This is a genomic window from Sphingomonas lacunae (assembly GCF_012979535.1).
Lineage (GTDB): Bacteria > Pseudomonadota > Alphaproteobacteria > Sphingomonadales > Sphingomonadaceae > Sphingopyxis > Sphingopyxis lacunae.
In genome coordinates this window covers 26,599-53,381 of sequence record NZ_CP053015.1, presented here as the reverse complement: position 1 = coordinate 53,381, position 26,783 = coordinate 26,599, and the positions used below count along the sequence as shown (strand labels likewise).

The window sequence follows — 26,783 nt, the reverse complement described above, 5'->3', positions numbered from 1 at the left end:
CGCACCGCTGGTTCCGGCCCTTTGTCATTGCAGGAGAGGGCATGTGATCAATCGACGCAGGTGGATGGCCGGGCTGGCCTCCGGCGGTGCCTTGCTGGCACTGGATGTCGCGGTGCCGGGGCCTGTGCTGGCCCAGGGTTCGCGGTCATCGTCGTCGCTTGATCCCTGGGCGACGATGCGCTGGCGACGGGGCATCGAAGGTCAGCGCCGCGCCGATCTAGGCAACGGGCGGTTCCTCAACCCCATTGTCGCGGGCGACCATCCCGATCCGTCCCTGATCAGGGTCGGCGCGGACTATTATCTGACCTTTTCCAGTTTTGACGCCTATCCAGGCATTTTGATCTGGCACAGCCGCGATCTGGTCAACTGGAAACCGCGTTCGGCGGCATTGCATAAGCCAATCGGTTCGGTCTGGGCACCTGATCTGGTCCATCATCAGGGCCGTTTTTATTGCTACATCCCGGCCCGCACCGCGACATACAAATCCATCTATGTGATCACCGCAGAGCATGTTGACGGCCCATGGTCCGATCCCGTCGACCTGTATCTCAACCAGCATATCGACCCGTGCCATGTCGCCGATGATGATGGCAGCCGCTGGCTGTTCCTGTCCAACGGGGATCGCATCCGCCTGAGCGAAGACGGTCTGTCGACTGTGGGCGGCATTGAACATGTCTATGACCCATGGCGCTATCCAGAGGATTGGGTGGTCGAAACCTTTGCGCCGGAAGGTCCCAAGCTGATGAAGCGGGGGGATTATTGGTACATGACTACGGCAGTGGGCGGCACCGCTGGTCCGCCAACCGGGCATATGGTCATCATGGCCCGGTCACGCTCGCTGGCCGGTCCGTGGGAGAATGACCCCGGCAACCCGCTGATCCGAACACAAAGCGCGCGGGAGAAATGGTGGTCACGGGGTCATGCCACGCCGTTTGAGGATGGCAATGGCGAGTGGTGGATGATCTATCACGGCTATGAAAATGGCTATTGGACCTTGGGTCGCCAGACGTTGCTGGAACCGGTGGAATGGACGCGTGATGGCTGGTTGAGGCCGCGTGGCGGGGACCTCTCCCGGTCCTTGCGCAAGCCGCTGGATCTGGGCGAGCAGTCCCATGGCATGGCTCTTTCGGACGATTTTTCCTCCGACCGTTTCGGCCAGACATGGGCCTTTTACGATCCCGCCGCGGGTGAAGGGGGGCGAGTCCGCTTTGATCGCGATGCAGCGGGGCCAGCCATGCTTCTGGCCGGCAAGGGCCAGACGCCGTCAGACAGTTCGCCCCTTTGTGTGGTGACGGGGGACCAAAGCTATGCCTGCGAGATTGACATTGAGCTGGAGGGCGGGGCTGAGGCAGGTTTGTTGCTGTTCTATAACCGGCGCCTTTATGCCGGGCTGGGCCTTGGCCCGAATGGCCTGGTCATGCACCGTTATGGACTGCAAAGGGCGCGTGGGGCGTTGATGCGCGATGGCCGCGCCGTCCGGCGATTGCAGATACGCCTGACCAATCTGGAGAATATCCTGACGCTCTACACCCGCGAGCCGGGGGATCCAGTCTGGCGGAAATTTGACGTGCAGATGGAGGTCTCCGGCTATCACCACAATGTCGCCTATGACTTCCTTGCGCTGAAACCGGCCATCTATGTTGCGGGTGAGGGGCAGGCGCGGTTCCGGACATTCCGCTATGAGGCTTTATGACGATTGATCGTCGCTCCATGATATTAGCCGGCGCCGCGACAGCCATCGCTGGTGCGGTGAGGGCCCAAACACCGCCTCCGGTGGCAGCGCGGGCTGTTTCACACGGGCTGGTCGAGCCGGTCGAGACGATTGACCTTTGGCCTGATGGTGCGCCGGGCGTACCTGCTGTTCCGTTGGTCGAGACAGTCAATGAACGGTCAACCGATCCGCAACTCTCCGATCGCGCGGTATTCGGCATCAGCCGACCGCGTATGGCGGTTTTCCGGCCCGACCGGCCCAATGGCGCAGCGGTGCTGGTGACGCCGGGCGGTGGCTATCGCTGGGTGGTGATTGACAAGGAGGGTTATGAAATCGCCCGCTGGCTGAGTGCCCGCGGTTTCACCGTCTTTGTCCTGTTTTACCGTTTGCCGGGAGAGGGTTGGGCGGCCGGCGCGGATGTTGCGCTGGCCGATGCGCAGCGGGCGATGCGCCTCATCCGCCACCGCGCCTCCGACTTTGGCGTGGATCCTTTGCGCGTGGCGGCGATGGGCTTTTCGGCAGGCGGGCATGTCTGCGCTGATCTCGCCGCGCGCTTTGCCGCACCGGTCTATGCGCCAATTGACCGGTTCGATGCGCTTTCGGCACGGCCGATGCTGGCGGCGCCTGTCTATCCGGTAGTGAGCATGGTTGATGGCATCGCCCATGCCGGATCACGCCTGCACTTGCTGGGTCCTGGCCCGTCAGCGGCGTTGGTCGCCGCCCATTCACCCGACCGCAATGTGCCCGCCGATGCCCCGCCCCATTTTCTGCTTCATGCCGAGGATGATGAGGTTGTGCCGGTGGAGAACAGCCTGTTGCTGCGCGCGGCATTGCGGGCAAGAGGCGTTCCGGTCGAAACGCATCTTTTTCAGCATGGGGGCCACGGATTTGGTCTGCGCAAAGCCATCGGCAAACCTGTCGAGGCCTGGCCGGAATTGTTTCGCGACTGGGCGGCGACGATGGGGCTGGGCTAGAACAGGCCGGGCACTTCGCGCTGGGCCGGTGTTGGCCGAGCCGGAATGAGCGGTTCCGGCTCGCTGATGATGGCGTCCACGGCAAACTGGCCTGATGGCGTGCCGGGAGCTATCGCCGTGTCACCCCCGGTTCCTGCGGCAATGGCGGTACAGGAGCGCCCGCCAAGGAAATCCACCGCTTGACGGATCGACGCTTCGCGCAGGTCACCAAGCGGCAGGGTGTAATCGTCAGCAGCACGGCAACTGGTGCCGACCGATGAAGCGAGTCCATTGTAATAGGCGGCATTGCCTGCACCATTGGCGGTGGCAAAGGCGACCACCCGCAGCCGGTCATCGCAGGCGCTGCGGTCAATGGCGACCTGGCCGACCGGCTTGCCATAGGTGTTGCCGCCGATCAGCGCGAGATTGGCGCTGTTGAAAAAGGGCACCATGCCGTTGATCACCAGCTCGCTGGCTGAGGCGGTGGCGCCGGTGCCAATGAAGGCGATCTTGACCGGGGAGACCGATTGGCTCTGCGGGGCGAAATAATCGACAGAGTCACTGGAAGATTTTTCCGGCCGGAAGGTGGTGCGCGAAAAGACATCAGCGTTGGATCGTGCGCCACCCAAGAGATCACCGAACAGGCCGGCAGTCGAGACCAGCCCTCCGCCATTGTAACGCAGGTCGATGACAAATTCGGTGATGCCCTGGGCCCGGAAACTGGCAAAAGCGTCGCGCAATTGCTGATCGCCGGCGCTGATGAAGGTGCGGAAATTGAGATAGCCGATCCGCTTGCCGCCATCATCGAGAATGCGGGCGCCATAGCGGTTGCTGACCGGGGACAGCGAATAGTCGGCCTTGGCCAACGTCAATTCGCGCGAACCCGAAGGGCCGCTGACCCTGAGGGCGCGGGTGGTGCCAGCCGTAGAGGGGCCGAGGGCGTTCGTCACACCGCCAGCCCCTTCTGCGGCCATGATCTCGCTCACCGGGCGCAGCGTGGCAATGCTGGTGCCGATGGCGACAATTTCGTCGCCCCGGTCAATGCCGGCGGCGAGGGCGGGGGCACCTTCGAACGCTTCGGTGATAAACACGCGGCGGGCGGCATTGTCATAGGTCAGGCGGATGCCAAAACCGGCACTCGATCCGGATGCGAGGAAGGCGTTCTCCTCCTGGATCGAGGTGATGTAGGTAAAGAAACGGTCCTTGCCCGATGTTCGGGCTGGTGCGGTCAGGGCATCGATGTAATCCTGTACCGTTGCATGATTGCCCGGATTGACATTGGTGGCCAGCTCATCGGGAAACAGATACCATTCGCGCAGGGTCGCCAGGGCCCAGTCCTGCCGCTCGCGCAAGCTGCAGCCTGTCGATGTACCGCCGCTGCTGCCGCCGCCCGAGCCGCCGCCGGTGCCGCCACTGCTGCTGGTCCCGCCACCACCACAGGCGGTGAGCAGCAGGGAGGCGATGACGGGATAAGCAACGAATTTGCGCATTCGGGACAACACCTGAAACTTGGCAATCCCCGCATGCGGGGCCTGCAATCGTGATGGCGCCCCTGTTAATCAAAGCTGGCCGGGTGGGAAAGGCCGGATGCGCTCCCGGCAGGATGGCGGGCGTGTTTCGCAAAAAATGGCAGGGGACAGCGGCCTGCCGCTGTGGCAGTCTGTTGCCCGTGCAGGATAGAGGGAGAGGAAGACGGTGGCCCAGGCGATGCGGATCGATTTCATTTCCGATGTGGTGTGCCCCTGGTGCGTCATCGGCCTAAAAGGACTGGAAGAGGCGCTGGCGGCAATAGGTGACGAGATTGAGCCGGAGATCGTGTTCCATCCTTTTGAACTCAATCCTGACATGCCGCCGGAAGGTGAAGGGCTCGCCGACCATGTCCGGCGCAAATATGGCGCCAGCCCTGAGCAATCAGCTGCCAATCGCAGCCATATTGTCGAGCGTGCCGCTGAAGTCGGTTTCACCATCGGTTTCCGCCCCAAAGGGCGCATCTGGAACACGTTTGACGCCCACCGTTTGCTGCATTGGGCGGGAGCGCAGGGGAAAGGCGCGCAGCACAGCCTGAAAATGGCGCTGTTCACAGCCTATTTCACCGATGGCAGCAATGTCGCCGATCATGAGGCTTTGCTCAACGCAGTCGATGGGGCGGGTCTCGACCGCAACGCCGCGGCAGCGGTGCTGGCCGACGACACATTCTCCGAAGACGTGCGCGGCGAGGAAAACTACTGGCGGCGTGAAGGTATCAGCGCTGTGCCGGCGGTGATCATCAACGGAAAATACATGATTTCCGGCGGTCACCCGCCGGCGTCGTTCGAAAAGGCCCTCCGCCGAATTGCAGCGGAGGGGTGAGGCGGCAAGCCGGGTCCGTGCCTCACCCATCGCGTATGATCACATGATGCCCTTGGCCTGCATATCGGCGATGTCGCCTTCGCCCATTCCCAGCAACTCGCCATAGACTTCGGCATTATGCTGGCCCACCTCTGCCGGGGCAGGTCGGCGAACGCCGCTCGGCGTGGCGGACAGTTTGGGGAAGGCGCCCTGCATCTTGAGCTTGCCCCGCGTTTGTGTCTCCACCTCGATGATCGCTTCGCGCGCCTGGAAATGCGGGTCGGCGATCATGTCCGGCGCGCGATAGACGCGGCCGGCCGGAATCGAGTATTCGATCATCAGCGCTTCGACCTCGTCGATGGTCAGCGTGCGGGTCCAGTCATCGACCAGCTTGTCGATCTCCGTCTGGTTTTCGCCGCGCGCCAGATGGGTGGCAAAGCGCGGGTCGTTGCCAAGTTCAGGCCGGCCCATCGCGGTGGCGAGACGCTGCCACAGCGAATCCTTGTTCGCGCCGATCATGAACTCGCCGTCCTTGCAGCGATAGACGTTGGATGGCGCGATGCCCGGCAGGATCGAACCTGATCGTTCACGAATATAGCCGGTACGGTCATATTCGGGGACCAGCCCCTCCATAACCTGCAACACGCTTTCATAGAGAGCGGCATCGACTACCTGGCCCTTGCCCGTGCGTTCGCGGACATGCAGGGCGGCCAGCACGCCGATACAGCCATAAGTGGCGGTCAGCGTGTCACCGATTGAAACGCCCATCCGGCTCGGTGCCCTGTCGGGTTCGCCGACGATGTAGCGCCACCCGCCCATGGCTTCGCCAATTCCGCCAAAGCCGGCACGGTCGGAATAGGGGCCCGTCTGGCCATAACCGGACATGCGGGCAATAATCAGCCCGGGCTGTTCGGCCAACAGCACATCTGGGCCAAGGCCCCATTTTTCCATCGTCCCCGGCTTGAAATTCTCGATGAGAATGTCCGCTTGCGCGATCAAACGCCGCACCAGTGCCTGCCCCTCGGGCACGCGCAGGTTGGCCGAGACAGAGCGTTTGTTACGGGCAATGACTTCCCACTGCACCTTGTCATCGCCCAGACCCCAATCACGCATCGGGTCCCCGGCGCCGGGCGCTTCCACCTTGATGACATCCGCGCCCATGTCGCCAAGCAACTGGCCGCAGAACGGTCCGGCCAGCAACTGGCCGAGTTCAATTACACGCAGGCCCGCGAGGGCTCCCTGACTGGTCACCTGTCGCTCACTCCGCTGCTTGCGCCAAGGCCCAGACGGGCTGGCGAGGGGCGGCGAGGCCGGTTTCTGCTTCGCAATTGGCGCGCAGGGTCTCGACACCCGGGCCATAATCGAACAGCGGCAATGGCGGGCGGCTGGCCCTCATTTCGGCGCGCAATGCCTCGGTCGCCGCGGCATCAATGCTGCCATCCTCATGCGCAACAACGCCATATGCGCGGGCGCCGGATACTGTCACCAACCCTTGCGTGATTTCCTTGCCGACCAATGCCGGGTCGCGTTCCAGCGGGTCGCCCCAGCCGCCGCCGCCCCAGGTGATGAAGTGCAGCTGATCGCCTTCTTCGACCACGACATCTTCTACCTTGTTGCCGACGATTTGCGTCGTGCCATCCGCCTTTTCGAGGATCTTGCGCGCCCGCTCGCCCGGGGCACCGCCATTCACGCCCCATGGCGGCACGAACCAGCGGTCATCATGGATCGAAATGGTCCCGCCCTGCAGGAAGCGATAGGTCATGTGAATGCCATTGCCGCCTCGGTGCAGGCCGGCTCCGCCGCTATCAGGTTCTGTCTCATAACGTTCGATGATCAGCGGGAAATAGCGTTCCAGAAACTCGTTGGGGACGTTGGTGAAGCCGGGCCACAGCGAGTGACCGTCAGGCCCGTCGCCCAGCGGACGACCGGGAATGCCGCCAAAGCCAATCTGGAACAGCTGGAACCATTCGCCGCCCTTGCCCGGGCGATTGTCATTGCCAGAATAGAAGAGGTGTGGCGAAGACGAGAAGCCCGCCGCATTAAGGAATTCGGGGGTCTTTTGACCCAGCAGGCCACCCAATATGTCAAAGATGCGGCCCAGCGCATGGGTGCGCCCAGACAGTGCTGCCGGGAATTTCGGCTTGAGCAGTGACCCTTCGGGGATGCGGACGTCAATCAGGTCATAATAGCCGTCGTTGAACAGGATCTGCGGGTCAAAGACCATGATCATGTAGATGCCAAAGAACATCTTGAACATGGATTCATTGAGATAGAAATTGATCGAAGCGGCTGATTGCGGATCCGTGCCGTCAAAGTCGAGAATGACCTTGCCGTCTTCGCGCCACATGGTGCATTTGATCTTGTAGGGCCCGTAACCAACGCCGTCGTCGCAGATATAGTCCTCGAAACTGACCGGTTCCTCGCCAATAGCCATGCCGATCAGTTGCGACATCGCGCGATGATTGCGGGCGAGCAATTCCTGTGTTGCCGAAACATAGACATCGTCACCGAAACGCTCTGCCATTTCGATGACGCGGCGTGCAGCGACCCGACACGAGGCGATGAGGGCATTGAGATCAGCCTGGCACCAGTCCGGCTTGCGGGTCTGGTGCATGACGAGTTTCATCAGATCCTCGTTGTATTCGCCCTTTTTCCAGATCTTGACCGGCGGGATACGAACGCCTTCTTCAAAGATTGAGCGTGCGCTGATCGGCATCGAACCGACGACGCGACCACCAATGTCGCTCTGGTGGCCAAACATGGACGTATAGGCGATGACCCGGCCATCCTTGAACACGGGGAGCAGCACCAGCCAGTCGTTCGAGTGGGAAATGGCGCCGCCGACCGAATAAGGGTCGGACAGGAAGATCATGTCACCTTCCTCGACAGTGCCGTCAAATCCTTCGAGGAACGGGCCGATGTAGCTGCCGAACTGGCCGACGATCATCTTGCCGGTGTGGTCGGCGATCAGCGGAAAGGCGTCGCCCTGCTCACGGATGCCGGGTGACATGGCGGTGCGGACCAGCGTGGCATCCATCTCTATGCGGGCATTGCGCAACGCATTTTCGATGATGTCGAGCGTTACCGGGTCAATCGGCACCTGCTTGAACGGGGTGGTGTTGGACTGGATGATTGTGGCGGGCATGGGTCGCGTCCTCTTCTCAGGCCAGGTTGATCAGGATGTTGCCAACGGCATCGACGGTGGCGACGCAGCCGCTTTCGATCAGCGTCGTAGAGTCCATTTCGATGACAATGGCCGGGCCGGGGATGACATCCCCTTGGCGCAGTTTTGAGCGGTCATAGATGACAGCCGCCTGTTCGCGTCCGTCCATCCACAGCGTGTGATCGCGCAGCTTGGCGGCGGCAGGGTTGCCGTCACCCGTGGGCAGTTGCTGTGCCGGCAGGTCAAGCGTGCGACCCAAGGCGACGGCGCGCAGGTTCACGATTTCGTGCGGCGTATCCATGTTGAAGGTGAAGAGGCGGTTATGCTCTTCATCAAAACGGTCGAGCAGGCCTTGCACTCCGTCACGCGCCAGCACGTCGGGGGTGATGGTCAGCGGCACTTCAAAAGCCTGTCCGGCATAGCGGACGTCAATTTCGAAACTGCTTTCAATTTCCGACTCGGGCACACCATCGGCGATCAGCTCGCCGCGTGTCTGCGAAGCCATCTCGTTGAGGATAGATTGAAGCTCATCGGTGCTGGCGGTCGAGGCCAGGCGTGAAAAGCTGCGCGCGGTTTCGGTGCGCATCCGTGTGGTGGCGTCACCCAATGCACACAGCACGCCGGGAGAGACGGGGGAGACGGCTGGCCAGCTGCCCATCAGCCGGGCAACCGCGTTGACGTGCAGCGGTCCGGCACCGCCAAAGCCCATCAGGGCGAAGTGGCGGGGGTCATAGCCCTGCTGCACCGAGATCATGCGCAGCGCGCCGAACATGTTTTCGTTGACGATGTCGATGATACCACGCGCGGCGGCCATGAGGTCGATGCCCAGCGCGTCGGCAATGGTCTGCACTGCCCGCTTGGCGCCTTCGCGGTCCAGCTGGAACGTGCCGCCGAGGAGATTTTCCGGCAGGTAGCCAAGGACGACATTGGCGTCGGTCACGGTTGGCAGGTCGCCGCCTTTGCCATAAGCGACCGGGCCGGGCACGGCGCCCGCCGATTGCGGGCCGACGCGCAGCGCCTTGGTCAGGTCAGGGACATAGGCGATCGAGCCACCACCGGCGCCAACCGTCTTCACATCGAGCGAGGAGGCGCGGACCGAGAGGTGCCCGACATCGGTATTGCGCACACGGCGCGGCTCGAGATTTTCAATCAGGGCCACGTCGGTCGACGTGCCGCCGACATCGAGCGTCAGGATATTTTTGATCCCTGCATTGCGGCCGACCCAGATCGCTCCGGTGACGCCGCCCGCCGGACCCGACATCAGGATGTTGACCGGATGCTCCTCCGCCTTGGCAGCTGACATCAGGCCACCGTCCGACCGGAGCAGGGAGAGCTTGCCGGTAAGCCCCTCGACCTTGAGCCGTTCGCGCAGGTTCGAAACATATTTGCTCACCACCGGGCGGACTGCCGCATTGGCGACGGTGGTCAGCGTGCGCTCATACTCCTGCATTTCCGGCAGGACTTCGTGGCTCAACGATACGGGCACATTGGGCATCATCTCGCTGACAATCCCGCCGATCCGGCTTTCCTGCGCGCCATTGGCATAGGCGTTGATCAGGCTGACCGTGACCGCTTCGACCCCCTGTGTCTTAAGCGTAGCGACGGCGCGGCGAACGTCAGCCTCGTCGAGCGGGCGGATTTCGTTGCCATCACTGTCGATGCGGCCCTTGACGGTGACCGTGTCCTCCAGCGCGGCAAGCGGGGTCGGCTTTGGCCAGATGATCCATGCAGCCAGACCACCCGGCACATAACTGCGGGCAATCTGCATGATGTGGCGATAGCCTTCGGTGGTGATCAGCCCGACGCGAGACCCTTTGCCTTCCAGAACGGCATTGGTGGCCACGGTGGTGCCATGCAACAGCGCATCAACCTGTGCGGCCGCGATACCGGCCTTGGCACAGATGGCGGTGACCCCGTTCAGAATGCCCTCGCTGCTGTCGTGAGGGGTCGATGGCGTCTTGTGCCGCCAAAAGGAGCCGTCGCTGGTGTTGAACAGCAACAGGTCGGTGAAGGTCCCGCCGACATCGACGCCGAGGCGATAGGCCATGGTGATTATGCTCCCAGTTTCGCTGTTTCGCTTTCCCCTGCCTTGGGAAAGGTGCCGGCGCGGCTGACCATCCCGGGCAGGGGCTTTTGCATGATGGTGCCAAGCCATTGGCTGGCAGAGATGAGCTGATCGAGATCGAGTCCGGTCCGGACTCCGGCGCGTTCGAGCATGTAAACGACATCCTCGGTTGAAACATTGCCGGCGGCGCCCGGTGCAAAGGGACAACCACCAAGCCCGCCCAGAGAAGCGTCAATCGTCGTCGCGCCCGATGTGACCCCGGCCCATACATTGGCCAGGCCGGTGCCGCGCGTGTTGTGGAAATGCAGGCGCAGCGGAATGGGACCAATCGCCGCGCGCACGCGAGTAACGAGACGGGTGACACGGGCAGGATCGCCTACACCAATCGTGTCGGCCAGGGCTATCTCGGCAGGGCCGGCTTCGGCCAGTGCCGCGGCCATGGCCACCACGCGGTCTTCGCTCACTTCCCCTTCGAACGGACAGCCAAAGCTGGCCCCGATCGTCGCCTGACCGCTTTTTCCGGCGTCGCGGGCCAGCGCGATGATCGCCTTTGCCGCTTCGACCGACTCGTCGCTTGTCTGGCCCTGATTGGCCATGGCGAAGCGGTCGCTCGCGACGCATACCGCGCCAAGCTGGTCAATGCGGCCGGTGGCAAGGGCGCGTTCGGCGCCGCGCTGGTTCATTACCAGACCGATATAGGTGACGTCGGGCCGGTGGGGCAGGGCAGCGCAGACATCGTCTGCATCGGCCATCTGCGGAACCTTCTTGGGGTTGACGAAGCTCGCCACCTCAATACGCCGAACACCGGCATCCAGCGCCTTGGTGATCAGCGACAGCTTGTCAGCTGTTGACACCAGCGCCTTTTCATTTTGCAAGCCGTCGCGCGGGCCGACTTCGACCATCTCTATGCTGGCGGGCAGGGGGGCTTGATCACTCATGTCGGCACACATTGCAGGATTGTATACAAAATCAACCCCTCACATGCGCCTGACTGGCCCGGGTCACTCTGCGGCATCGGCATAGGCCTGGGCTCGATGATTGCGATGGGCTTCGGCATAGCTGTGGAAAGCGCGGCGGATGTGGCCAATCATGACGGCATGAGCCCATTCGCTGTCAGCATGCGAAAAAGCGGCGAGAAGTTCGTCATGTTCGCGCCATGACCGGCGGAGATTGTCGATGTCATAATTCCGGGCCGTCCGCAGCACCACCGGCTGTTCGGTAACGCCGGCAAGCATGTTGCTCAGCCGCGGCGACGCAGCGGCTTCAGTAATGATGGCGTGGAACTGCCGATTGGCCTCGAGGAAAGCGGGGATATCCGGTGGGTGGACAGAAATGGCCTGGGCAAGGCGCCCATTCCACTGGCGCAACGCCTCAATAGCCGCCTCGGTCAATCGCGTGGCGGCGAGTCGGGCCGCGTGGGCTTCCAGCATCCCGCGGAGTTCGAATGCGTCCGCGACGTCGTTCAGCGACCAGTCGGCGACAAAACTGCGTTGCGATTCGGTGCGGCGAACAAAAGCCTCCGCTTCGAGCCGGCGCAAGGCTTCGCGCACCGGTGTGCGGGAAACGCCGCAGCGTTCCGCCAACTGGATCTCGCCCAACTGTGCCCCGGCAGGAAGTTCGCCTGACAGGATCATGGAACGGATCTGCGCATAGGCTCGGTCGGATGCCTTTGACATCGGAACTCCAAATCGCTTGACCTGATGCAATTGTATACAATAGACCAGCAATCAAGCAAGCTCGGGGTCCGTAACGATCGATGGAGAACTGGTTCGACAAGGGGATGCAATCGGTGGTGAGGTGGCTCTGCCTCGCCGGGTATTCGCTGTCGTCCATTACCATCATGCAGGATCATTCCCCGGCCTTTGCCGCCAGACCTGCACAGCTGCGCTGGCCCAACCACCGGAGTTTCTTCCCGTCCAGAGGAGACATGGCCCGCCCATGCGGTGCCCGCTGAGGAGAATGATGATGCGCGCTACCAGACTGACCCTGCTTTCCGCCGTGGCGCTTGCCGCGCTCGTTCAACTGCCAGCCGCCGCACAGGCGCAGGACGCCGCTGTCGAGGACGGTGCCGAGGAAGACGCGATCATCGTCACCGCGCGCCGCCAGAATGAGCGGCTTGTCGATGTTCCTGCATCAGTCAGCGTGATCACAGCCGAAACGCTTGCCAACACCGGCGTGAATGCTGCGGCCGGTTTCGCGCAATTGACGCCGGGAGTGACCATCGTGACCGGTACAGCCGAAGCTGGTGACACACAGATCAACATTCGCGGTATCAACGGTGCCCGCGACGCCGAAAGCTCGGTTGCGCTGGTGGTTGATGGCATTCTCAAGACCAACACGGCCCAGCTCAATCAGGTTCAGGGCACGCTGCGTCAGATTGAAATCCTCAAGGGTCCGCAGGGCGCCATTTACGGTCGCAATGCCGCTGCGGGCGCCATTGTCATATCCACATTGCGCCCGACCGATGTGCTGTCAGGCGAAGTCACTGCCCGTTACGCCAATGAGAACAGCTTTGAGGGCACCGGCTATATTTCCGGCCCGATCGGCGAGAACGCGGGCTTCGTCCTGTCAGGTTATTATTCCACCACGGATGGCTTCTTCCGCAACCTTTTCCTTGACCGCAAGGTGGTCGATGACCAGCGTACCTGGGCGATTGATGGCCGCATCATGGCCGACCTCAGCGATGCAACCAGCATCGACATCAAGGCGCGCTATGCAGATTTGTCGGGTGCTTCGATCAACTTCAACTCGGTCTTTCACGTGCCAGCCTTTGCCGGGGTCAATCCGGCATTCTACGAAAATGTGAACGACCACGAATTCCGTTACTACAGCAATATCCGCCCTACCAATGACCAGACCTCGTTTGATGCGTCGATCAAGCTGGAACATGATTTCGGTTCGGTAGGCCTCACTGCTTGGGCGCTGTATTCCAAGGTTGAGCAGGCTCTGACCGCCGACGGCACATCGGCTGATTTCGCCCGTTATATCAGCGCCGCCTTGCCAACCGGCAATGCGGGCGTCGCTCAATGCTTTGCCTCGACACAGGCGCTCGCCGGCTATCCGGTCAATCCGCCGGGAGCCATTGGCACATCGCCTGTTCCATTCATCTTCAACCCAGCGACCGGATCGACCTTTGGCGCCTATTCGCCGACAACCTGTGACGGCACCCAGTATCAGACCCGCAATCAGGAAGACTTCAGCGGTGAAGTGCGGTTGGCTTCCAACAGTGACGGGCCGTTGCAGTGGCAGCTGGGTGGCTATTTCCTGCATATCAATCGTGATACGGGCGTGAGCCTTGGCGCCGACCTCGGTCAAGGCATCATTCCCGGGCTCTACAATGCCCCGACGTCCAGCAATCCGACGTCACTTCTGCTGGCAGATGCGTTCAAGACCAACGTTTACGCGATTTTCGGTTCGGCCGATTATGAGCTTTCCGACAGCATCACTGCTGGCATCGCCCTGCGTTATGATATCGAAGACCGGTCCAGCCGCAGCCTGGTTCCAACAGCCACCGACCCGTTCACCGGTGGCCCCATCAATCCGGGCCAGGCCTTTGGCGCATTTGTGCCACAGTCTGAAACCTATCGTCAGCTGCAACCGAAAATCACCCTCAGCTGGGAGCCGGCACCAAACACGAACATTTATGCCAACTGGGGCATTGGTTTCAAATCCGGTGGTTTCAACAACCAGGGCTCCGGCGCCATCATCGCTGCCAACAACGCCTTTGTCGGTTCGTCGGTGCTGATTACCGACCAATATGACAAGGAAGTTTCCAGCGCATTTGAGGTGGGAATCAAGGGGTCGTTGCTCGACAACCGCATCACCTTCGATCTGGCTGGTTACCACACCGACATCGACGACATGCAGTTCTTTGAGTTCTTTGTCGGCAGCTTCGGGTTGTTGCGCGTTGTTTCCAACATCGACCAAGTGCGGGTACAGGGTGTCGAACTCAACCTGACAGGCCGCATCATCGATGGCTGGAGGGTGTTCGGTTCGGTCAACATGACCGACAGCGAGATCCGCCAGAATAGCTCGCGTCCATCGACAGTCGGCAACAAGTCTCCTTACACCGCCGATTACACGATCAACCTGGGTACCGACATCGAATTCCCGATGAGCAATTCGGTCGATTTCAACTTCCGCGCGGACTATCGCATCACCGGTCCGACCTGGTTCCACACGGTCCAGAATGCGGAATCGCCGACCCTGTTCAGCGGGCTGCTGCCGATCTCGGCGCTCGCCCTGCCGGCCTTCGTCGGCAATGCACGCTATGATGTTGCCCGGCGTGAGGCCTTTGGAGTCCTCAACCTTCGCGCCGGCATCAGCGGAGACAATTGGGGTGTTGCGGTGTTCGCGGAAAATCTGCTGAACCGGAAATATCTCAATGAGGTCATCCCTGCGATCGAGTTTGGTGGTTCTTTCGCTTCGCCGGGTGCCCGCCGTCTGATCGGTGTCGAAGGCCGGTTCAGCTTCTGATTTGAAAAAGCAGAGTCGGCATTCGCCGGCTCACCACAGGGCCCCGGTCACTCCTGCCCCAGCGGGAATGGCCGGGGCCTTTGGTGTTGACGATTGGACGCTGGCAATCGACAAGCCGTGATCACCGGCATCCATGCGACTGTTCAAGATCGGGCGGGGGCCATGATCATTTGACAAACCGAGGCCAGGCAGACCTGCCGAGTCCCGCTAACTTTTTCGGAGGATGCCTCCCTTTGGCGACGATAATCATGCCGCGCATCACTCGCCTGGGCGGCGGGTCACTCAGCGAACTCCCCGAAGCGATGGCGCAGATGGGGCTTTGCCGGCCGTTTATCGTCACCGATGATTTCATCGCGACATGCGGCTTGCTTGATCGGTTGACCGGGGTTCTGGACAAGGAAGGCATCGGCCACGGCCTGTTCAGCGAGACGCGGTCCGACCCGACGACAGCGGTGATCGAGTCGGCACTTGCCGCGATGGCCGTGCAACAAGCAGTGAGAAGCCAAGCCTTTGACTGCATTATCGGTTTTGGCGGTGGCAGTCCGATTGATACGGCCAAGGCGGTGGCGCTGCGCGCGGACCATGCCATGCCTTACGCCGATATGAAGGTGCCGAACCAGCTTGATGCGCCAGGCCTGCCCATCATTGCCGTGCCGACAACAGCCGGGACCGGATCAGAGGCGACCCGTTTCACCATCATCACCAACGAGGCGACCAGCGAGAAGATGCTTTGCGCCGGGCTGGGCCTGATGCCGGTGATCGCCATTGTCGATTATGAGCTGACGCTGGGCAAACCGGCGCGGTTGACGGCGGATACCGGCATAGATTCACTGACTCACGCGATTGAGGCCTATGTTTCGCGCCGCGCCAATGCCTTTTCGGATGCGGTCGCGCTGAAAGCCATGCGTCTGATTGCCGCCAATATCCGCACGGCCTGCGCGGAGCCGGGGCATCATGGTGCACGCGCAGCGATGATGGAAGGCGCTCACCTGGCCGGCATCGCCTTTTCCAATGCCTCGGTGGCGCTGGTGCATGGGATGAGCCGTCCGGTTGGCGCCTTCTTTCATGTGCCGCATGGCCTCTCCAACGCGATGTTGTTGCCCGCAGTCACCGCCTGGTCGGCCCCGGCGGCGCTGGACCGCTATGCCGATTGCGCGCGGGCGATGGGTGTGGCTAGCGATGGCGAAGGTGATCAGGCGGCGGTTGCCGCGCTGCTCCATGAATTGGCCGCGCTCAATGCCGATCTGGAAGTGCCCGGCCCGGCCGATTGCGGAATTGAGGCTTCCCAATGGGAGTTGGTTATCCCGGTTATGGCCCAGCAGGCACTGGCCTCTGGCTCGCCAGGTAACAACCCCCGCGTGCCCGAGGCGGCCGAGATTGAGGCGCTGTACAGGCAAGTCTGGGGGGCGTGAGTCTCAGAGGAGCGGTGGTGCCGGACAGTCCGTCCAGCGACGACATGGCGGCAAGTTGCGACGCCCGTCCTTCCACCATATGCGATAAGGACGTTGGCCTTGCATCTTTGCCAGTTGCCAGTGTCACCATCTCGCGGCATCGGCAGGGCATATAGGGGAGGATTGCCATGGACTTCATCACCGTCAGCAGCGCAGGGCCCATCACCACCATCACCCTCAACCGGCCAGAGGTGATGAATTGCATCAACCCAGCCATGCACCATGAATTGCAGGCGGCGTTCGATGCCTTTGCGGCAGATGCCAGCCAGTTTGTCGCGGTTGTGACCGGGGCTGGGGAGCGGGCCTTTTGCGCAGGCAGTGACCTGAAGGCGCGGGATCTGGGGGCTGCCTATCCGGCGAGCGGCTATGCCGGCCTGATTGAACGGTTCGATCTCGACAAGCCGGTGATAGCGGCCGTCAATGGCCTGGCGCTCGGCGGCGGGTTCGAGGTGGCGCTGGCCTGCGACATCATCATCGCGTCTGAGACGGCGAGTTTCGGATTGCCGGAACCGCTGGTCGGCGCAGTGGCGCTGGGAGGCGGGATGCACCGGCTGGCCCGCCAGATCGGGCTGAAACAGGCTATGGGGATGATATTGACATCGGCACGGGTCAGCGCCGCCGATGGGATGCGTCTGGGCTTTGTCAACGAGGTGGTGACACCGGACGACCTTGAAGCCGCGACGCTGCGCTGGTGCGAGGCAATCCTCAAAGGATCGCCCATGTCAATCCGTGCGTCCAAGCAAACGGTCATGAGGGGTCTGGATGAGCCGAGCTTGGCCAAGGCCATTGCCAACCAGACTCGTTATCCCGCCTATGCCGCATGGCGGGAGAGTGAGGATGCACGGGAAGGGCCCAGGGCCTTTGCCGAAAAGCGTGCGCCGCAGTGGAAGGGGCGCTAGCGCCGGGCGCGATAGTCTTCGAGGACGAACCCGAGCATCTGTTTGGACAGTGGCTTGGGCAAGGCAAAGTCATAGTCCGGGGTAGAGGTCAGGCGGGAGAGCGCCCCGCTGATGGCGCCGATGCTGACATTGGGATTGCGGTCCCGCGCCCAAGCGATGAAGGCTGCCTGTTCGCCATATTGCAGCGATGCATCAATGAAGACGATGTCAAACAGCGTATCGCCCCAGGCCGCCCAGGCGTCACCCAGCGAGCAAGTGGTGGCTACCCGGCAGCCAAAGTTCGCAAGCAGTTCGGCCATGGCTTCCAGCGCATCGGCCTCATCATCGACGATCAGGACGCTGAGTGTTGCGGGGTGCTGGTCGGGATTGGGGGCGCAATCATTGTTGCCCGCCACAGAAGCGTCGTTGACCGGAACCGCCTCGGCTGACGGGCCATCCGGGCGATCGGGCGCGGCGGGGGGCAGGCCGTCGGCTACCGGCAGCAAGAGGGTAAAGACCGAGCCGCTCACTTCTGCCGGACGATAGGCGATATGGCCACCATATTTGCGGCAGAAATGGTCGGCAGATGCGAGGCCGAGGCCGACGCCATCGAGCCGATCGGTGGCAAAACGCTGAAACAATCTGTCGCGCATCGGCCCCGAGACGCCGACGCCATTGTCGCCTACCGCCAGATGCAGCAGTGGATGCGGGCCAGAACTGTCGACCCGGGTGGAAATGTCTATGCCATCGCTGCGCAGGCCGCGAAGCGCCTTGCGGGCGTTGATCACCAGATTGACTAGCGCGTGGCTTAGTGCCGCGGGCTCGACACGCACACACATGCCCGGCGCGTCGAGATTGAGGCTGAGCAGGGACTCTCCGCCCGCTGCCGCAGCCAACAGCGAATGGTTGGCGCGAACAAATTTGTCGACATCCACAAGTTCGGTGGTTGCCTGCTTGTCGCGGGACAGGTTGATGAGCGAAGTGGCCAGTTCCTTGCCGCGCCGCGCAGCATTGGCGATGGCGTCGCGGGCACGCAGTCGCCGCTGTTCGTCGTCCGTCGTCAGTGCGTCGCAGTTCATGCTGATGATCGACAGATAGTTATTGAAATCATGCGCGAGAAATCCGCAGATTTCCGATATGTTGTGCAGCAATTCCTCGCCATGCAGGCGAGCCTTGTCGAGCTCAACCGCAGATTCCAGCGCCTCGGCCAGCAGGCCCTGCTGAAGTTGAACCAGCAAGCTGTTGCTGAGCTCGGTCGCGCTTTTTGGATCGGCATTGTCCCCGGTAACGGCCGGCAGCATCTGGCCCTCGTGAAAAGCGGCCATCAGGCCTGACCGCGGCCAAGCTGGATGTGGAACCGCCGCCCGTCATGTTCTTGCAGCCTTGTCACGCTGCCCTGTTCACCGAAATAATCGAGCAGGCCGGTGAGCAGGCCGGACACCAGCGGCTCCAACCCTTCGCGAGGCGAACGATAGTCGATGATCAGGCTGTCCCCGCGATCTTCAACAAGAGCAAACAAGGGCGTTTGTGCCTGTGGCATGGCCTGGCGGATGGTGTTGTGCATCCGGTCGAGATTTGCGAGCATCTCGGCCAGTGTCGTGCCGGTTGACTGCATCACGCCCCGATAGGGGCCCGAAGCTGCGAATTCGACCCAATAGACACCGAAATCGAAGAAGAAATCCGGGAGGGGTTGGCCCAGCGCATCGGCACAGGCACTGCATATGCCGATGGTCTGATCATCAGCGTAAACCCGTGCTGTGATATAGTCAGCCGCGCCGAGCCCGAGCCCGCGCTCCAGTTCTGCCCAGCCTGCAGATCCCAGTCTGTTGGCCATCATTTCGCGAATGGCGCGGTGGAATAAGCCGTACACAGTCCCTGCCCGAATTTTTTCGTTACATCAACGCATTGATTGGCTTTTCTGATATTGCAAGGACGACGGGTTTCATAGCAGGATTTCATTTAGTCGCTGCCAGTTTGGCAGTAGATGACGGGCAGATGACATGCGGTGCTGGCAGCGCATCCTCCCGAAAATCCGTGGGCTTTTGCAAAAATGGCGCGAGTGTCGCGGGGAATTCGTTGCGAAGCCGGTTCATCCACGCGGGGCGTGACCGGATTCGTGCCATTGCGGCAACGACCCGCGTTGCGTTCGCGAGTCGGCTGCCGCACACGACGGGCGTGGGTCCGGGTCGCATTCTGGCTTCACACTGGGGTGCATGGTCCGAGGGAGGTTGGGCCTGTATTCTGGTTCACAGATTGGCCGTGTTCAAGCTTGGCCAGTCCATCGTGCCGATCGGCTGGGCTCTGGTCCGTCCGGCAGGTCGGCACGCCCGACCCCGGCAACTGTCAATCGATCAGCCCATGCTTCAGAAATATCTGAACTTTTGGCACTTCCACGATCCGAACAGGTTGCCCTGTTATCGGGCTTTCCCTAAGGGTTGGGGGTAGGATTACAGGCACCCCTTGGATGCACATCAGATCGCAGACCAAAAGCAGGTTCATGCAAGCGTTTGCAGCGCTTGCCATCGCGCTTTTGGGTGTGGGCGTGAATCTGTATGTGCCCATTCGTGGGCCCTTCGGGCTGGACTTTGCGCTAGGTTCAGCTCTCGCTTATTTCTATCTGCAATTTGATCGCAACGGTTTTTGGCCCTTCATTGTTGCCGGCATCATTGCCGTGTCGACATGGGCATTGTGGTCACACCCCTATTCGTCGCTGGTCAGCATGGCCGAGTTCGTTTTTGTGGCAACAATGCTGCGGCGGCTGAACCCGTTGGCCACCCTGACGTTGTTCTGGATGGCGCTCGGGCCGGTTATCATGGCCCTTTTCTATGGTGAGTATCTTCGCTTCCCTCGTGAAATGTGGTTCATGGTCTATATCAAACAGGCGATGAACGGCATTTTGTGTGTTTCGCTCGGAACCTTTCTGGCCACATTCATCCGCCTGACATTCAGCGGCTATCATTTTTTGCGGCCGATATCGGTCATGGGATTTGCCACCAGCGGTGTGCTGCCCTTTGTGCTGATCCCGACTTTGTTGCTGACGTTCGAGAATGCGCGACAGGAGGGGGAGACCAAGCTGGCACTGCATGCCGTCGCCTGGACCCAGTTCACCGAAACGGTGGGCCGGGATGTCGCTCCGGAGGATCAGGCCCTGTCTGCCACCGATATGGACCGCGCACTGCAAAGGGTGCGCGCGATCAGGCCTGATTTCGATGATTTTGCGCCCTTGCGTTTCGAAGCAATCGACCGCGAAGGGCGGTCGACGTCTGCCTGCAATCCGACCTGTCCGTCGATGCCCGGAGTAGATGATCGGGGCGGCGCGATATTGGCATTGCCGAGCATGCCCAATGCCGTGCTGTTCCTGCCCGAGCGCGGTTCGCTGATCCAGCAATGGCGCGACGGCAGTTTCACCATATCGTTGCCAGCCGAATCCGGGCACAGCAAGCTGCGCGCCACGACATCGCTGAAGGCGATGGTGGACAAGAGTTTCATGGATTTGCGTCGTGATTTTTTCCTGCTGATCGCGGCGGTTGCCCTGATCATGGCGGTGGGCGGCATATTGTATAATCGCGTGCTCAGCCCCTTTGTCGAGATGCAGGCGGCGATCGATAGCTGGCAAGCCTATGATTTCAGCGTGCCTGTTCTCCCTCCTCAGAAATTCATCGAGATTGATCGGTTCCGGCTCCTCTTGCAGCAGGTAAGCGAAAGCCTGTCAGGTGAACGGGACCGGTCGATGGAATTGCAGGCTCGCCTGAACGTCATCGGTACCCAGTCGCCAATGATATTTGCTGCCTGGCTGGTCGAGCGACGCCTTGGGGAACCCGCGTTGCAATATATCTCTGCCCGGCCAGAGGAACGGTTGCAGGTCGGGTCGGAGCTGTTTTCCCACCCTTTCAAGGCACTTCACCGACTGCATCCTGAGGACCGGTCAGCCTTGCGGCTGATGCTGACTGATCTGGGGCGGGAGGGCCACGTCGGCACCGAACTGAGGCTGATGGGAACCGACGGCGAATGGCGCTGGATCCTTTTGCGGCTGAGCAGTCACCGGACGGCCAATGACATGCTGGAGGTCATTGGCGTCTTCACTGATATCACCGAACTGAACTCGATGCGTGAGTTGCTGGGTCAGACCAGCGGCATAAGGATGATCGGTCGGATGGTGGCAGGCTTGGCGCATGAACTGAACCAGCCGCTCAATGTCATTTCCATGGCAGCGGACAATCTCTCGCACTATGTTGCCACAAATGCTGCCGAACTGGGCGGTCGGGACCGCTATCTTCAGGAGAAAACGGAAAAGATCATTCACCAGGTGCGGCGCGCCGGAACCTTGTTACGCACGGTCGAAGGCATTGCCAATCAGGATCCGCGACTGGAAGAGAAGCATGATGTCGCCGAACTGCTAGGATCGAGCCTAGAGGCGGTTCGTCCCTTTGCCAGCAGTCGCCAGGTCAAGCTTGAGTATCAGCCCTCCGATGAAGCGGTAGCCGTGCGCGGCAACAAACAGGCGTTGATCGACAGTTTTTCGGCTGTGTTGCGCAATGCTGTCGAAGCAGCTCATGCGCACAGGGTGAACAGTGGCGACGGTCATGTCACCATTCACGTTTCCCGCTTCAGCAATATTTCCCGAGTGAAACTCGAGTTCAGCGACAATGGTCCGGGTATCGATCCGGAGATCATGCCCTATCTGTTCAGCCCATTCATGTCGATCAAGGGCACTGCGCAGGGAGCTGGTCTGAGCCTCGCAAAACTGTTTTCGCTGGTCCAGGCGTGTGGCGGGGAGGTTTATGCACGCAACAACCGGGTTGGTGCCACAGTCACTGTCTATCTTCCGATCGCCTGAACCCGTCCCTGCCAGGGCAAATGGCCGGGTTCAGCGGCGCGCATTGTCTTCGATGCGGCGGATCAGGTCGCGCGCATAAGCCCGCATTTTGTCCATGCTCTCCTCTGTCAGGGATACCATGTCCCGGCGGGCGTCGTCAGGGTCCTGCCATCGCACGATCATGCCGATTTCCGTGAGTTCGCGTATACGGCGCAGCGCAGTGCTGATCGGCGCGCCCGAGGCAATGCAGGCACTGGAAACCGGAATGGGCCGACCATCCAGATAGGCCACTGTCAGGTCCAGCAATATGTCCCACACCGGATCGGAGAACAGGTCCGGCGGCAGATACTCGGCCCGCTTCTGGCGGCTGATCATCAAATTCTGGATCACGCGCTTGACCGTTGCATCGGAAATTTCCTCCGACGCATCGCCCCCGGTCTGCCGGACCTGATCAAACTGGGAGATGAGGCGTGTCACCTCGCTGCTCAGGCTGGCCAGATTGTTGATTTGCAGCGACCGGTTACGATTGATCCAGGTGGATTCCGCCCGTGCCAGCGCTTCGGAAAATTCGGTGCGCGAGACCGGCTTGCGCAGGAAGTCCACCGCATCAAACCGCATGGCAGCCACGGCCAGATCGATATCGGCATATCCGGTGATGACGATCGGGACAATGAATCGCCCATCGGTAATCTTCTCGCGGATTTTGCCGATCAGTTCGATCCCGTTCATGCCCGGCATGCGTATGTCGGTCAGGACAATGCCGATCGACGGATCGCCCAGCACAATTTCCATGGCAAATTCGGGTGCCTGCAGCGCCCGGAAGGGGAAGCGCAGCTCATCCAGTGTGGCCGAATATTCCTCAAGACAGGCTGCGTCATCATCCACAACCAGCACGCAAGGACGGTCAACAGGGGCAGCGGAGCCGGCATTCGGCAAGGTAGGTTCCGGGTCCGTCATTGCATCCCTCCCCCCACTGATGGATCTTCCATGGAGTATTGCCGATAATTTGTCATTTTCAAAGAAAATACCGTTAATTAGAGTTAAATCATGACAATCGTCATTGGCTGTGCGGCCGTGTGGCCGTCGCCTCGATCGCCGGCCTTCGCCTGAGTCATGGCATCATCTGCTGGGCAGCTGTTGACGTGGCAAGCCCTGCCACTTTGGCAGTCTGTCACTGGGTCAATAGCGCTTGCAGCAGCTGGAAGATGGTGCCGTAAAATGCCAGCCCGGCTAGGCAGGCGATCAGCATCCAAAGGCAGCCCATGCGTGAACTTGCCATGTTCGGGTCGGACTGCCCCGATCCTGCGTTATCTTGTATCCCCATGCGTGGTCCCTTTGCGTTCTGTGACGCAGCCTTTTCTTTCACCATCAGTGGCGATTTTTCGGCAGGTAATGCCAGCGCAGTTGAAACCAGAATGGCAGTTGTTGACGCCTGCCCAATGGTGCTTGCCAACGGGCTGAAGGGCCAATCGCTCAAGCCGGGAGCGGGCCAGCCATCAAAGGTGCTGATATCAATTTGAGGGGGGTAGTGGGGCGAAGCGATCCAGTGCAGGGACCTACATGGCTCGCTTCGCCCTATTTACATGCGGATGGGGGCCGCATGGCAGGGTGAGTCGGCGTTTCCGCGCGACCTGAACTGCCCCTTTGCAATGGGCTTGATGATTGCACTGTGCAAATCCTGTCGCTGCCGTTTTGGCATCATTTGCACTACGGGCCGCGACCGCAATCGAATTCCGGCCGCTTTTGCGGGGATCACGGAACGGCAACCGGCAAAGTTCTTGCCTGAATCGGCGGATCAGCGCACATTCATGGTCACAAAGACTGCCCATAGTAAGACCAGAGTGATAGGCCCCCGCCCATGACGTCCTGTGATAGTTGCCTCGTTCGCAATCGTGCCATTTGTGCCGTCCTGGACGGACAGGAACTGCAGGCGTTGAACCGGATTGGCCGCACCAAGTCGATAACCGCCGGACAGGCGCTGATGTGGGAAGGCGATGATTCGTTGATGGTCGCCAATGTCATTGATGGCGTTTTGAAACTTTCTACGGGCATGGGCGACGGGCGCGAACAGATCGTCGGCATCGTCTATCCGGCAGACTTCATTGGCAGGCCTTTTGGTGCGCAAAGCCAGCATACGGTCACGGCGATGACGGATGCCAGGGTATGCACTTTTACCCGCAGCGATTTCGACGCCTTTGCCCGCCAGCATCCCGAGCTCGAGCATAAATTGTTGCAGCGCACATTGACCGAGCTTGATCGTGCGCGCCACTGGATGCTGTTGCTGGGACGCAAGTCGGCACCGGAGAAGGTTGCGACCTTCCTGCTCGAAATGTCGGAACGGCTGGTCGATCGAACCTGCTCGATCAGCAACGGGCCGATGGAGCAGTTCACCCTGCCATTCGGCCGGCAGCAGATTGCCGACATTTTGGGGCTGACCATCGAAACGGTCAGCCGTCAGCTGACCAAATTGCGCAACGACGGTTATATAGACCTGCCGTCGCGGCGGGACATCATCATCAAAAACCGCGACGGCCTTGCCCACATGGCAGGCTAGGGGGTTATGCGGCGCAAGGCCGTCGCGCGCGCCGCACCGGGTGTTGCAGGCCCCGGTGCGACGGATTCACTGGCCTTTGCTCAGAAGCGGAAGGCGACGCCTGCGCTGATCACCCAAGGATCAAGGCGGTGGCGGGTGCTCAACACTTCCGTGCCGCCGGCGTTGAACCAGTGGGCCGAGGTGCTGAGGAAATAGCGTTTGGCATCAATGCTCAGTGCCATACCGCTATCGTTGACCGGAATATCGATGCCCGCCTGAAGCGCGACGCCAAGATGGTCGTTGAGCTGTTGCCGGGTCGCGCCGAGCGTGCGGGCGAGGGCGCCGGGCTTTTCGTTGATGAAGATGAAATAGGTCGGGCCGGCACCGACATAGGGCTGGATGCCGCCGGCTTCACCAAAATGATACTTCAGCGTGACGGTGGCCGGGATGATCGTCGCGTTGGACACCATGCCGCCTCCGGCAATCGCCGCAGGGCTGACCGCTGTGACGTCGTGCTGGGTCACGCAGCAAATGGTTTCAACCGAGATCTGGGGCGTCAGGAAATATTCCACAGCGACGGTCGGGACATAATTGTCGTCAGCAGCAGTATCGGTGCCAGCTGGCAGGCCGATGAGGTCGCGGTTGACTTCGCTGATCTCGCCGTTGGGCAGGACGGCCGTGGCCAACACCTTGACCTGGATTTGTCCGTCGGAGGAACCGGCCATTGCCGGGGTCGCGGCCAGTGCCATTGCAGCGGCGGCAGCCGTGGAGAGGAAAGCAGCCTTGATCATTATAGTCTCCAGTCTTCGCTCTTTTCCGCCCGCCGTTCATGCTTCCGGCCCCCTTGGCCACCGGCGGGTTCGAAGGCGCTTCTGGTCGATTCATCACCGCCCGGCATTGACGAGGGACAAGGAAATTCTTGATCTGTCTCAATGAAGCAAAGGGTCGTTGCTGGCAGTTATCTGTGGCATGTGGCCCTATCATCCCGACCTGCTGGACCGCGCGGTGCCGCGCTATACCAGCTTCCCTACCGCAGCGGAGTTCCGCCCGTTGCCCGGCGATGATATGCTGCCTGACGCAATCGCCGCCTGTGACGGTGATGTGTCCCTTTATCTCCACATCCCTTTTTGCGAACAAATCTGTTGGTATTGCGGGTGCAACACGGGTGCCGCCAACAAGGCACAGCGGCTTTCCGCCTATCTTGATGCGTTGATGCACGAGGTGACGCTGGTAGCGGGGCAATTGCCCGATCGTTGCCGGGTCGCACGGATCGCCTTTGGCGGAGGTAGCCCCAATGCCATTGCGCCGATAGCCTATGTACGATTGCTCGACCGGGTGCTGACGGCCTTTTCAACCCATGCGCCGGTGATCTCGGTCGAACTTGATCCGCGGGGCTTCACCGAGGAATGGGCTCAGGTCCTGGGCGCGACTGGCGTCACCAATGTCAGCCTGGGGGTGCAGACCTTTGATTCTGCCATTCAGGAACGGATCGGGCGGGTCCAGCCCCTGGCAATGATCGAGCATGCTGTCGGTGGTCTGAGGCGTCATGGTGTGCGGTCGATCAACTTTGACTTGATGTATGGCCTGCCGGGGCAGGGGATGGACGGGCTGGACGCGACGCTGGCGACCACCATCGACATGGCACCGGAGCGCATTGCCTTGTTCGGCTATGCCCACGTCCCGCATCTGCTGCCGCGCCAGCGCAGGATCGATGCCAGCGCGCTGCCTGACCAGGCGATGCGTTTTGCCATGGCGGCGCGCGGCTATGAGACCCTGCGTGCGGCCGGATATGAGGCGGTGGGATTTGACCATTTCGCCCTGCCACATGATCCCATGGCGGCTGCAGCCCGAGAGGGCACGCTTCGGCGCAATTTCCAGGGCTTTACCGACGATCAGGCGGAACGGTTGATCGGGTTGGGGGCAAGTGCAATCAGCATCTTTCCCGACCGGATCATCCAGAATGAAAAAAATGCCGGTCGTTACCGGATGCGCCTGTCGCAGGATCAGTTGACCGGGACGCTGGGCCTGATGCGCAGCCGCGATGACCGCGACCGGGGTATGGTCATCGAGGACATATTGTGCGCCCGCCCGACGGATCTGTCCCAGATCAGCGGAGCGCTGCCGATGACTGCGCTGGAGCCTTTCATTGAGCGTGGCCTGGCACGGATCGACGGCGATCTTTTGATCCCTACCGACGCGACCCGACCCTATGCCCGCAGCATAGCTGCCCTTTTTGACCCCTACCGGGCCCAAACGCCCCAGAGGTTCAGCAGTGCGGTGTGATGCCGGGGCAGGGGGATGCGGGTCGGTCGGACGGCGTCGATGCAGCGATTTGTGCAGTGCAGTGGAATTTTTGACCCGCGTCAATGAACGAGGCGCCGCGCAGGCTCACAGCGGCGGAAGAATACG

General features: G+C 61.1%; 20 protein-coding genes. 9 read left to right on the top strand and 11 right to left on the bottom strand.

The features are described from left to right. Positions 1–64 precede the first annotated feature (64 nt). Positions 65–1,693, top strand: coding sequence for a family 43 glycosylhydrolase (locus GV829_RS00195; protein WP_169943280.1), 1,629 nt, complete (start codon positions 65–67; stop codon positions 1,691–1,693). Next, entirely contained in the window at positions 1,690–2,685 is a 996-nt protein-coding gene (locus GV829_RS00190; protein WP_169943279.1) for an alpha/beta hydrolase, read from the top strand. The genes GV829_RS00195 and GV829_RS00190 overlap by 4 nt, the downstream gene beginning before the upstream one ends. Here GV829_RS00190 and GV829_RS00185 read toward each other — a convergent pair. Next, complete coding sequence (locus GV829_RS00185; RefSeq protein ID WP_169943278.1) at positions 2,682–4,154, bottom strand: S41 family peptidase; 1,473 nt, start codon at positions 4,152–4,154, stop codon at positions 2,682–2,684. The two genes, GV829_RS00190 and GV829_RS00185, sit on opposite strands and share 4 nt — an antisense overlap. Positions 4,155–4,359: 205 nt before the next feature. Here GV829_RS00185 and GV829_RS00180 point away from each other — a divergent pair, with 205 nt between their 5' ends. After that, positions 4,360–5,013 carry a DsbA family oxidoreductase gene (locus GV829_RS00180; protein ID WP_169943277.1) on the top strand — a complete coding sequence of 218 codons (654 nt, stop codon included), beginning with the start codon at positions 4,360–4,362 and terminating at the stop codon, positions 5,011–5,013. A gap of 39 nt (positions 5,014–5,052) precedes the next feature. Here GV829_RS00180 and GV829_RS00175 read toward each other — a convergent pair whose 3' ends face one another. The 5 genes from GV829_RS00175 to GV829_RS00155 all read right to left on the bottom strand — a co-directional run bounded on the left by GV829_RS00175 (position 5,053) and on the right by GV829_RS00155 (position 11,896). Then, entirely contained in the window at positions 5,053–6,243 is a 1,191-nt protein-coding gene (locus tag GV829_RS00175; RefSeq protein WP_246202912.1) for a CaiB/BaiF CoA transferase family protein, read from the bottom strand. A gap of 7 nt (positions 6,244–6,250) precedes the next feature. Then, the gene (locus tag GV829_RS00170) at positions 6,251–8,137 is read right to left on the bottom strand and encodes a hydantoinase B/oxoprolinase family protein (protein ID WP_169943275.1); all 1,887 of its coding nucleotides are present in this window, start codon (positions 8,135–8,137) and stop codon (positions 6,251–6,253) included. Between the two features lie 16 nt (positions 8,138–8,153). Then, positions 8,154–10,202, bottom strand: a complete 2,049-nt coding sequence (locus GV829_RS00165; protein WP_169943274.1) for a hydantoinase/oxoprolinase family protein — start codon at positions 10,200–10,202, stop codon at positions 8,154–8,156. A gap of 5 nt (positions 10,203–10,207) precedes the next feature. Beyond that, a complete protein-coding gene (locus GV829_RS00160; protein WP_246202911.1) occupies positions 10,208–11,158 on the bottom strand; it encodes a hydroxymethylglutaryl-CoA lyase in 951 nt (316 codons plus the stop codon). 63 nt (positions 11,159–11,221) lie between these two features. Then, entirely contained in the window at positions 11,222–11,896 is a 675-nt protein-coding gene (locus GV829_RS00155; RefSeq protein WP_169943272.1) for a GntR family transcriptional regulator, read from the bottom strand. Positions 11,897–12,179: 283 nt separating this feature from the next. On the opposite strand from GV829_RS00155, the gene GV829_RS00150 reads away from it, so the two are divergent. From GV829_RS00150 to GV829_RS00140, 3 genes are all read left to right on the top strand, one after another. Continuing rightward, complete coding sequence (locus GV829_RS00150; protein WP_343042840.1) at positions 12,180–14,696, top strand: TonB-dependent receptor; 2,517 nt, start codon at positions 12,180–12,182, stop codon at positions 14,694–14,696. Between the two features lie 248 nt (positions 14,697–14,944). Then, on the top strand, positions 14,945–16,108 hold the full coding sequence (locus tag GV829_RS00145) for an iron-containing alcohol dehydrogenase (RefSeq protein WP_169943271.1): 1,164 nt from the start codon (positions 14,945–14,947) through the stop codon (positions 16,106–16,108). A 167-nt stretch (positions 16,109–16,275) separates the two neighbouring features. Next, a complete protein-coding gene (locus tag GV829_RS00140; protein WP_169943270.1) occupies positions 16,276–17,046 on the top strand; it encodes an enoyl-CoA hydratase-related protein in 771 nt (256 codons plus the stop codon). On the opposite strand, the gene GV829_RS00135 is transcribed toward GV829_RS00140, so the two are convergent. Beyond that, the gene (locus tag GV829_RS00135; RefSeq protein WP_169943269.1) at positions 17,043–18,350 is read right to left on the bottom strand and encodes an ATP-binding response regulator; all 1,308 of its coding nucleotides are present in this window, start codon (positions 18,348–18,350) and stop codon (positions 17,043–17,045) included. The genes GV829_RS00140 and GV829_RS00135 overlap by 4 nt on opposite strands. Then, a complete protein-coding gene (locus GV829_RS00130) occupies positions 18,350–18,895 on the bottom strand; it encodes a heme NO-binding domain-containing protein (protein ID WP_281356144.1) in 546 nt (181 codons plus the stop codon). Before GV829_RS00130 ends, GV829_RS00135 begins: the two co-directional genes overlap by 1 nt. A gap of 627 nt (positions 18,896–19,522) precedes the next feature. On the opposite strand from GV829_RS00130, the gene GV829_RS00125 reads away from it, so the two are divergent. After that, on the top strand, positions 19,523–21,862 hold the full coding sequence (locus GV829_RS00125) for a sensor histidine kinase (protein ID WP_169943267.1): 2,340 nt from the start codon (positions 19,523–19,525) through the stop codon (positions 21,860–21,862). A gap of 30 nt (positions 21,863–21,892) precedes the next feature. On the opposite strand, the gene GV829_RS00120 is transcribed toward GV829_RS00125, so the two are convergent. After that, complete coding sequence (locus GV829_RS00120; protein WP_169943266.1) at positions 21,893–22,798, bottom strand: response regulator; 906 nt, start codon at positions 22,796–22,798, stop codon at positions 21,893–21,895. 214 nt (positions 22,799–23,012) lie between these two features. Beyond that, the gene (locus tag GV829_RS00115) at positions 23,013–23,318 is read right to left on the bottom strand and encodes a hypothetical protein (RefSeq protein WP_169943265.1); all 306 of its coding nucleotides are present in this window, start codon (positions 23,316–23,318) and stop codon (positions 23,013–23,015) included. Positions 23,319–23,699: 381 nt separating this feature from the next. On the opposite strand from GV829_RS00115, the gene GV829_RS00110 reads away from it, so the two are divergent. Next, positions 23,700–24,395 carry a Crp/Fnr family transcriptional regulator gene (locus tag GV829_RS00110; protein WP_169943264.1) on the top strand — a complete coding sequence of 232 codons (696 nt, stop codon included), beginning with the start codon at positions 23,700–23,702 and terminating at the stop codon, positions 24,393–24,395. Positions 24,396–24,475: 80 nt separating this feature from the next. Here GV829_RS00110 and GV829_RS00105 read toward each other — a convergent pair whose 3' ends face one another. After that, on the bottom strand, positions 24,476–25,165 hold the full coding sequence (locus GV829_RS00105; protein WP_169943263.1) for an OmpW/AlkL family protein: 690 nt from the start codon (positions 25,163–25,165) through the stop codon (positions 24,476–24,478). Between the two features lie 178 nt (positions 25,166–25,343). Between GV829_RS00105 and GV829_RS00100 the strand changes: the two genes are divergently transcribed. Further along, complete coding sequence (locus tag GV829_RS00100; protein ID WP_169943262.1) at positions 25,344–26,657, top strand: radical SAM protein; 1,314 nt, start codon at positions 25,344–25,346, stop codon at positions 26,655–26,657. Positions 26,658–26,783 lie beyond the last annotated feature (126 nt).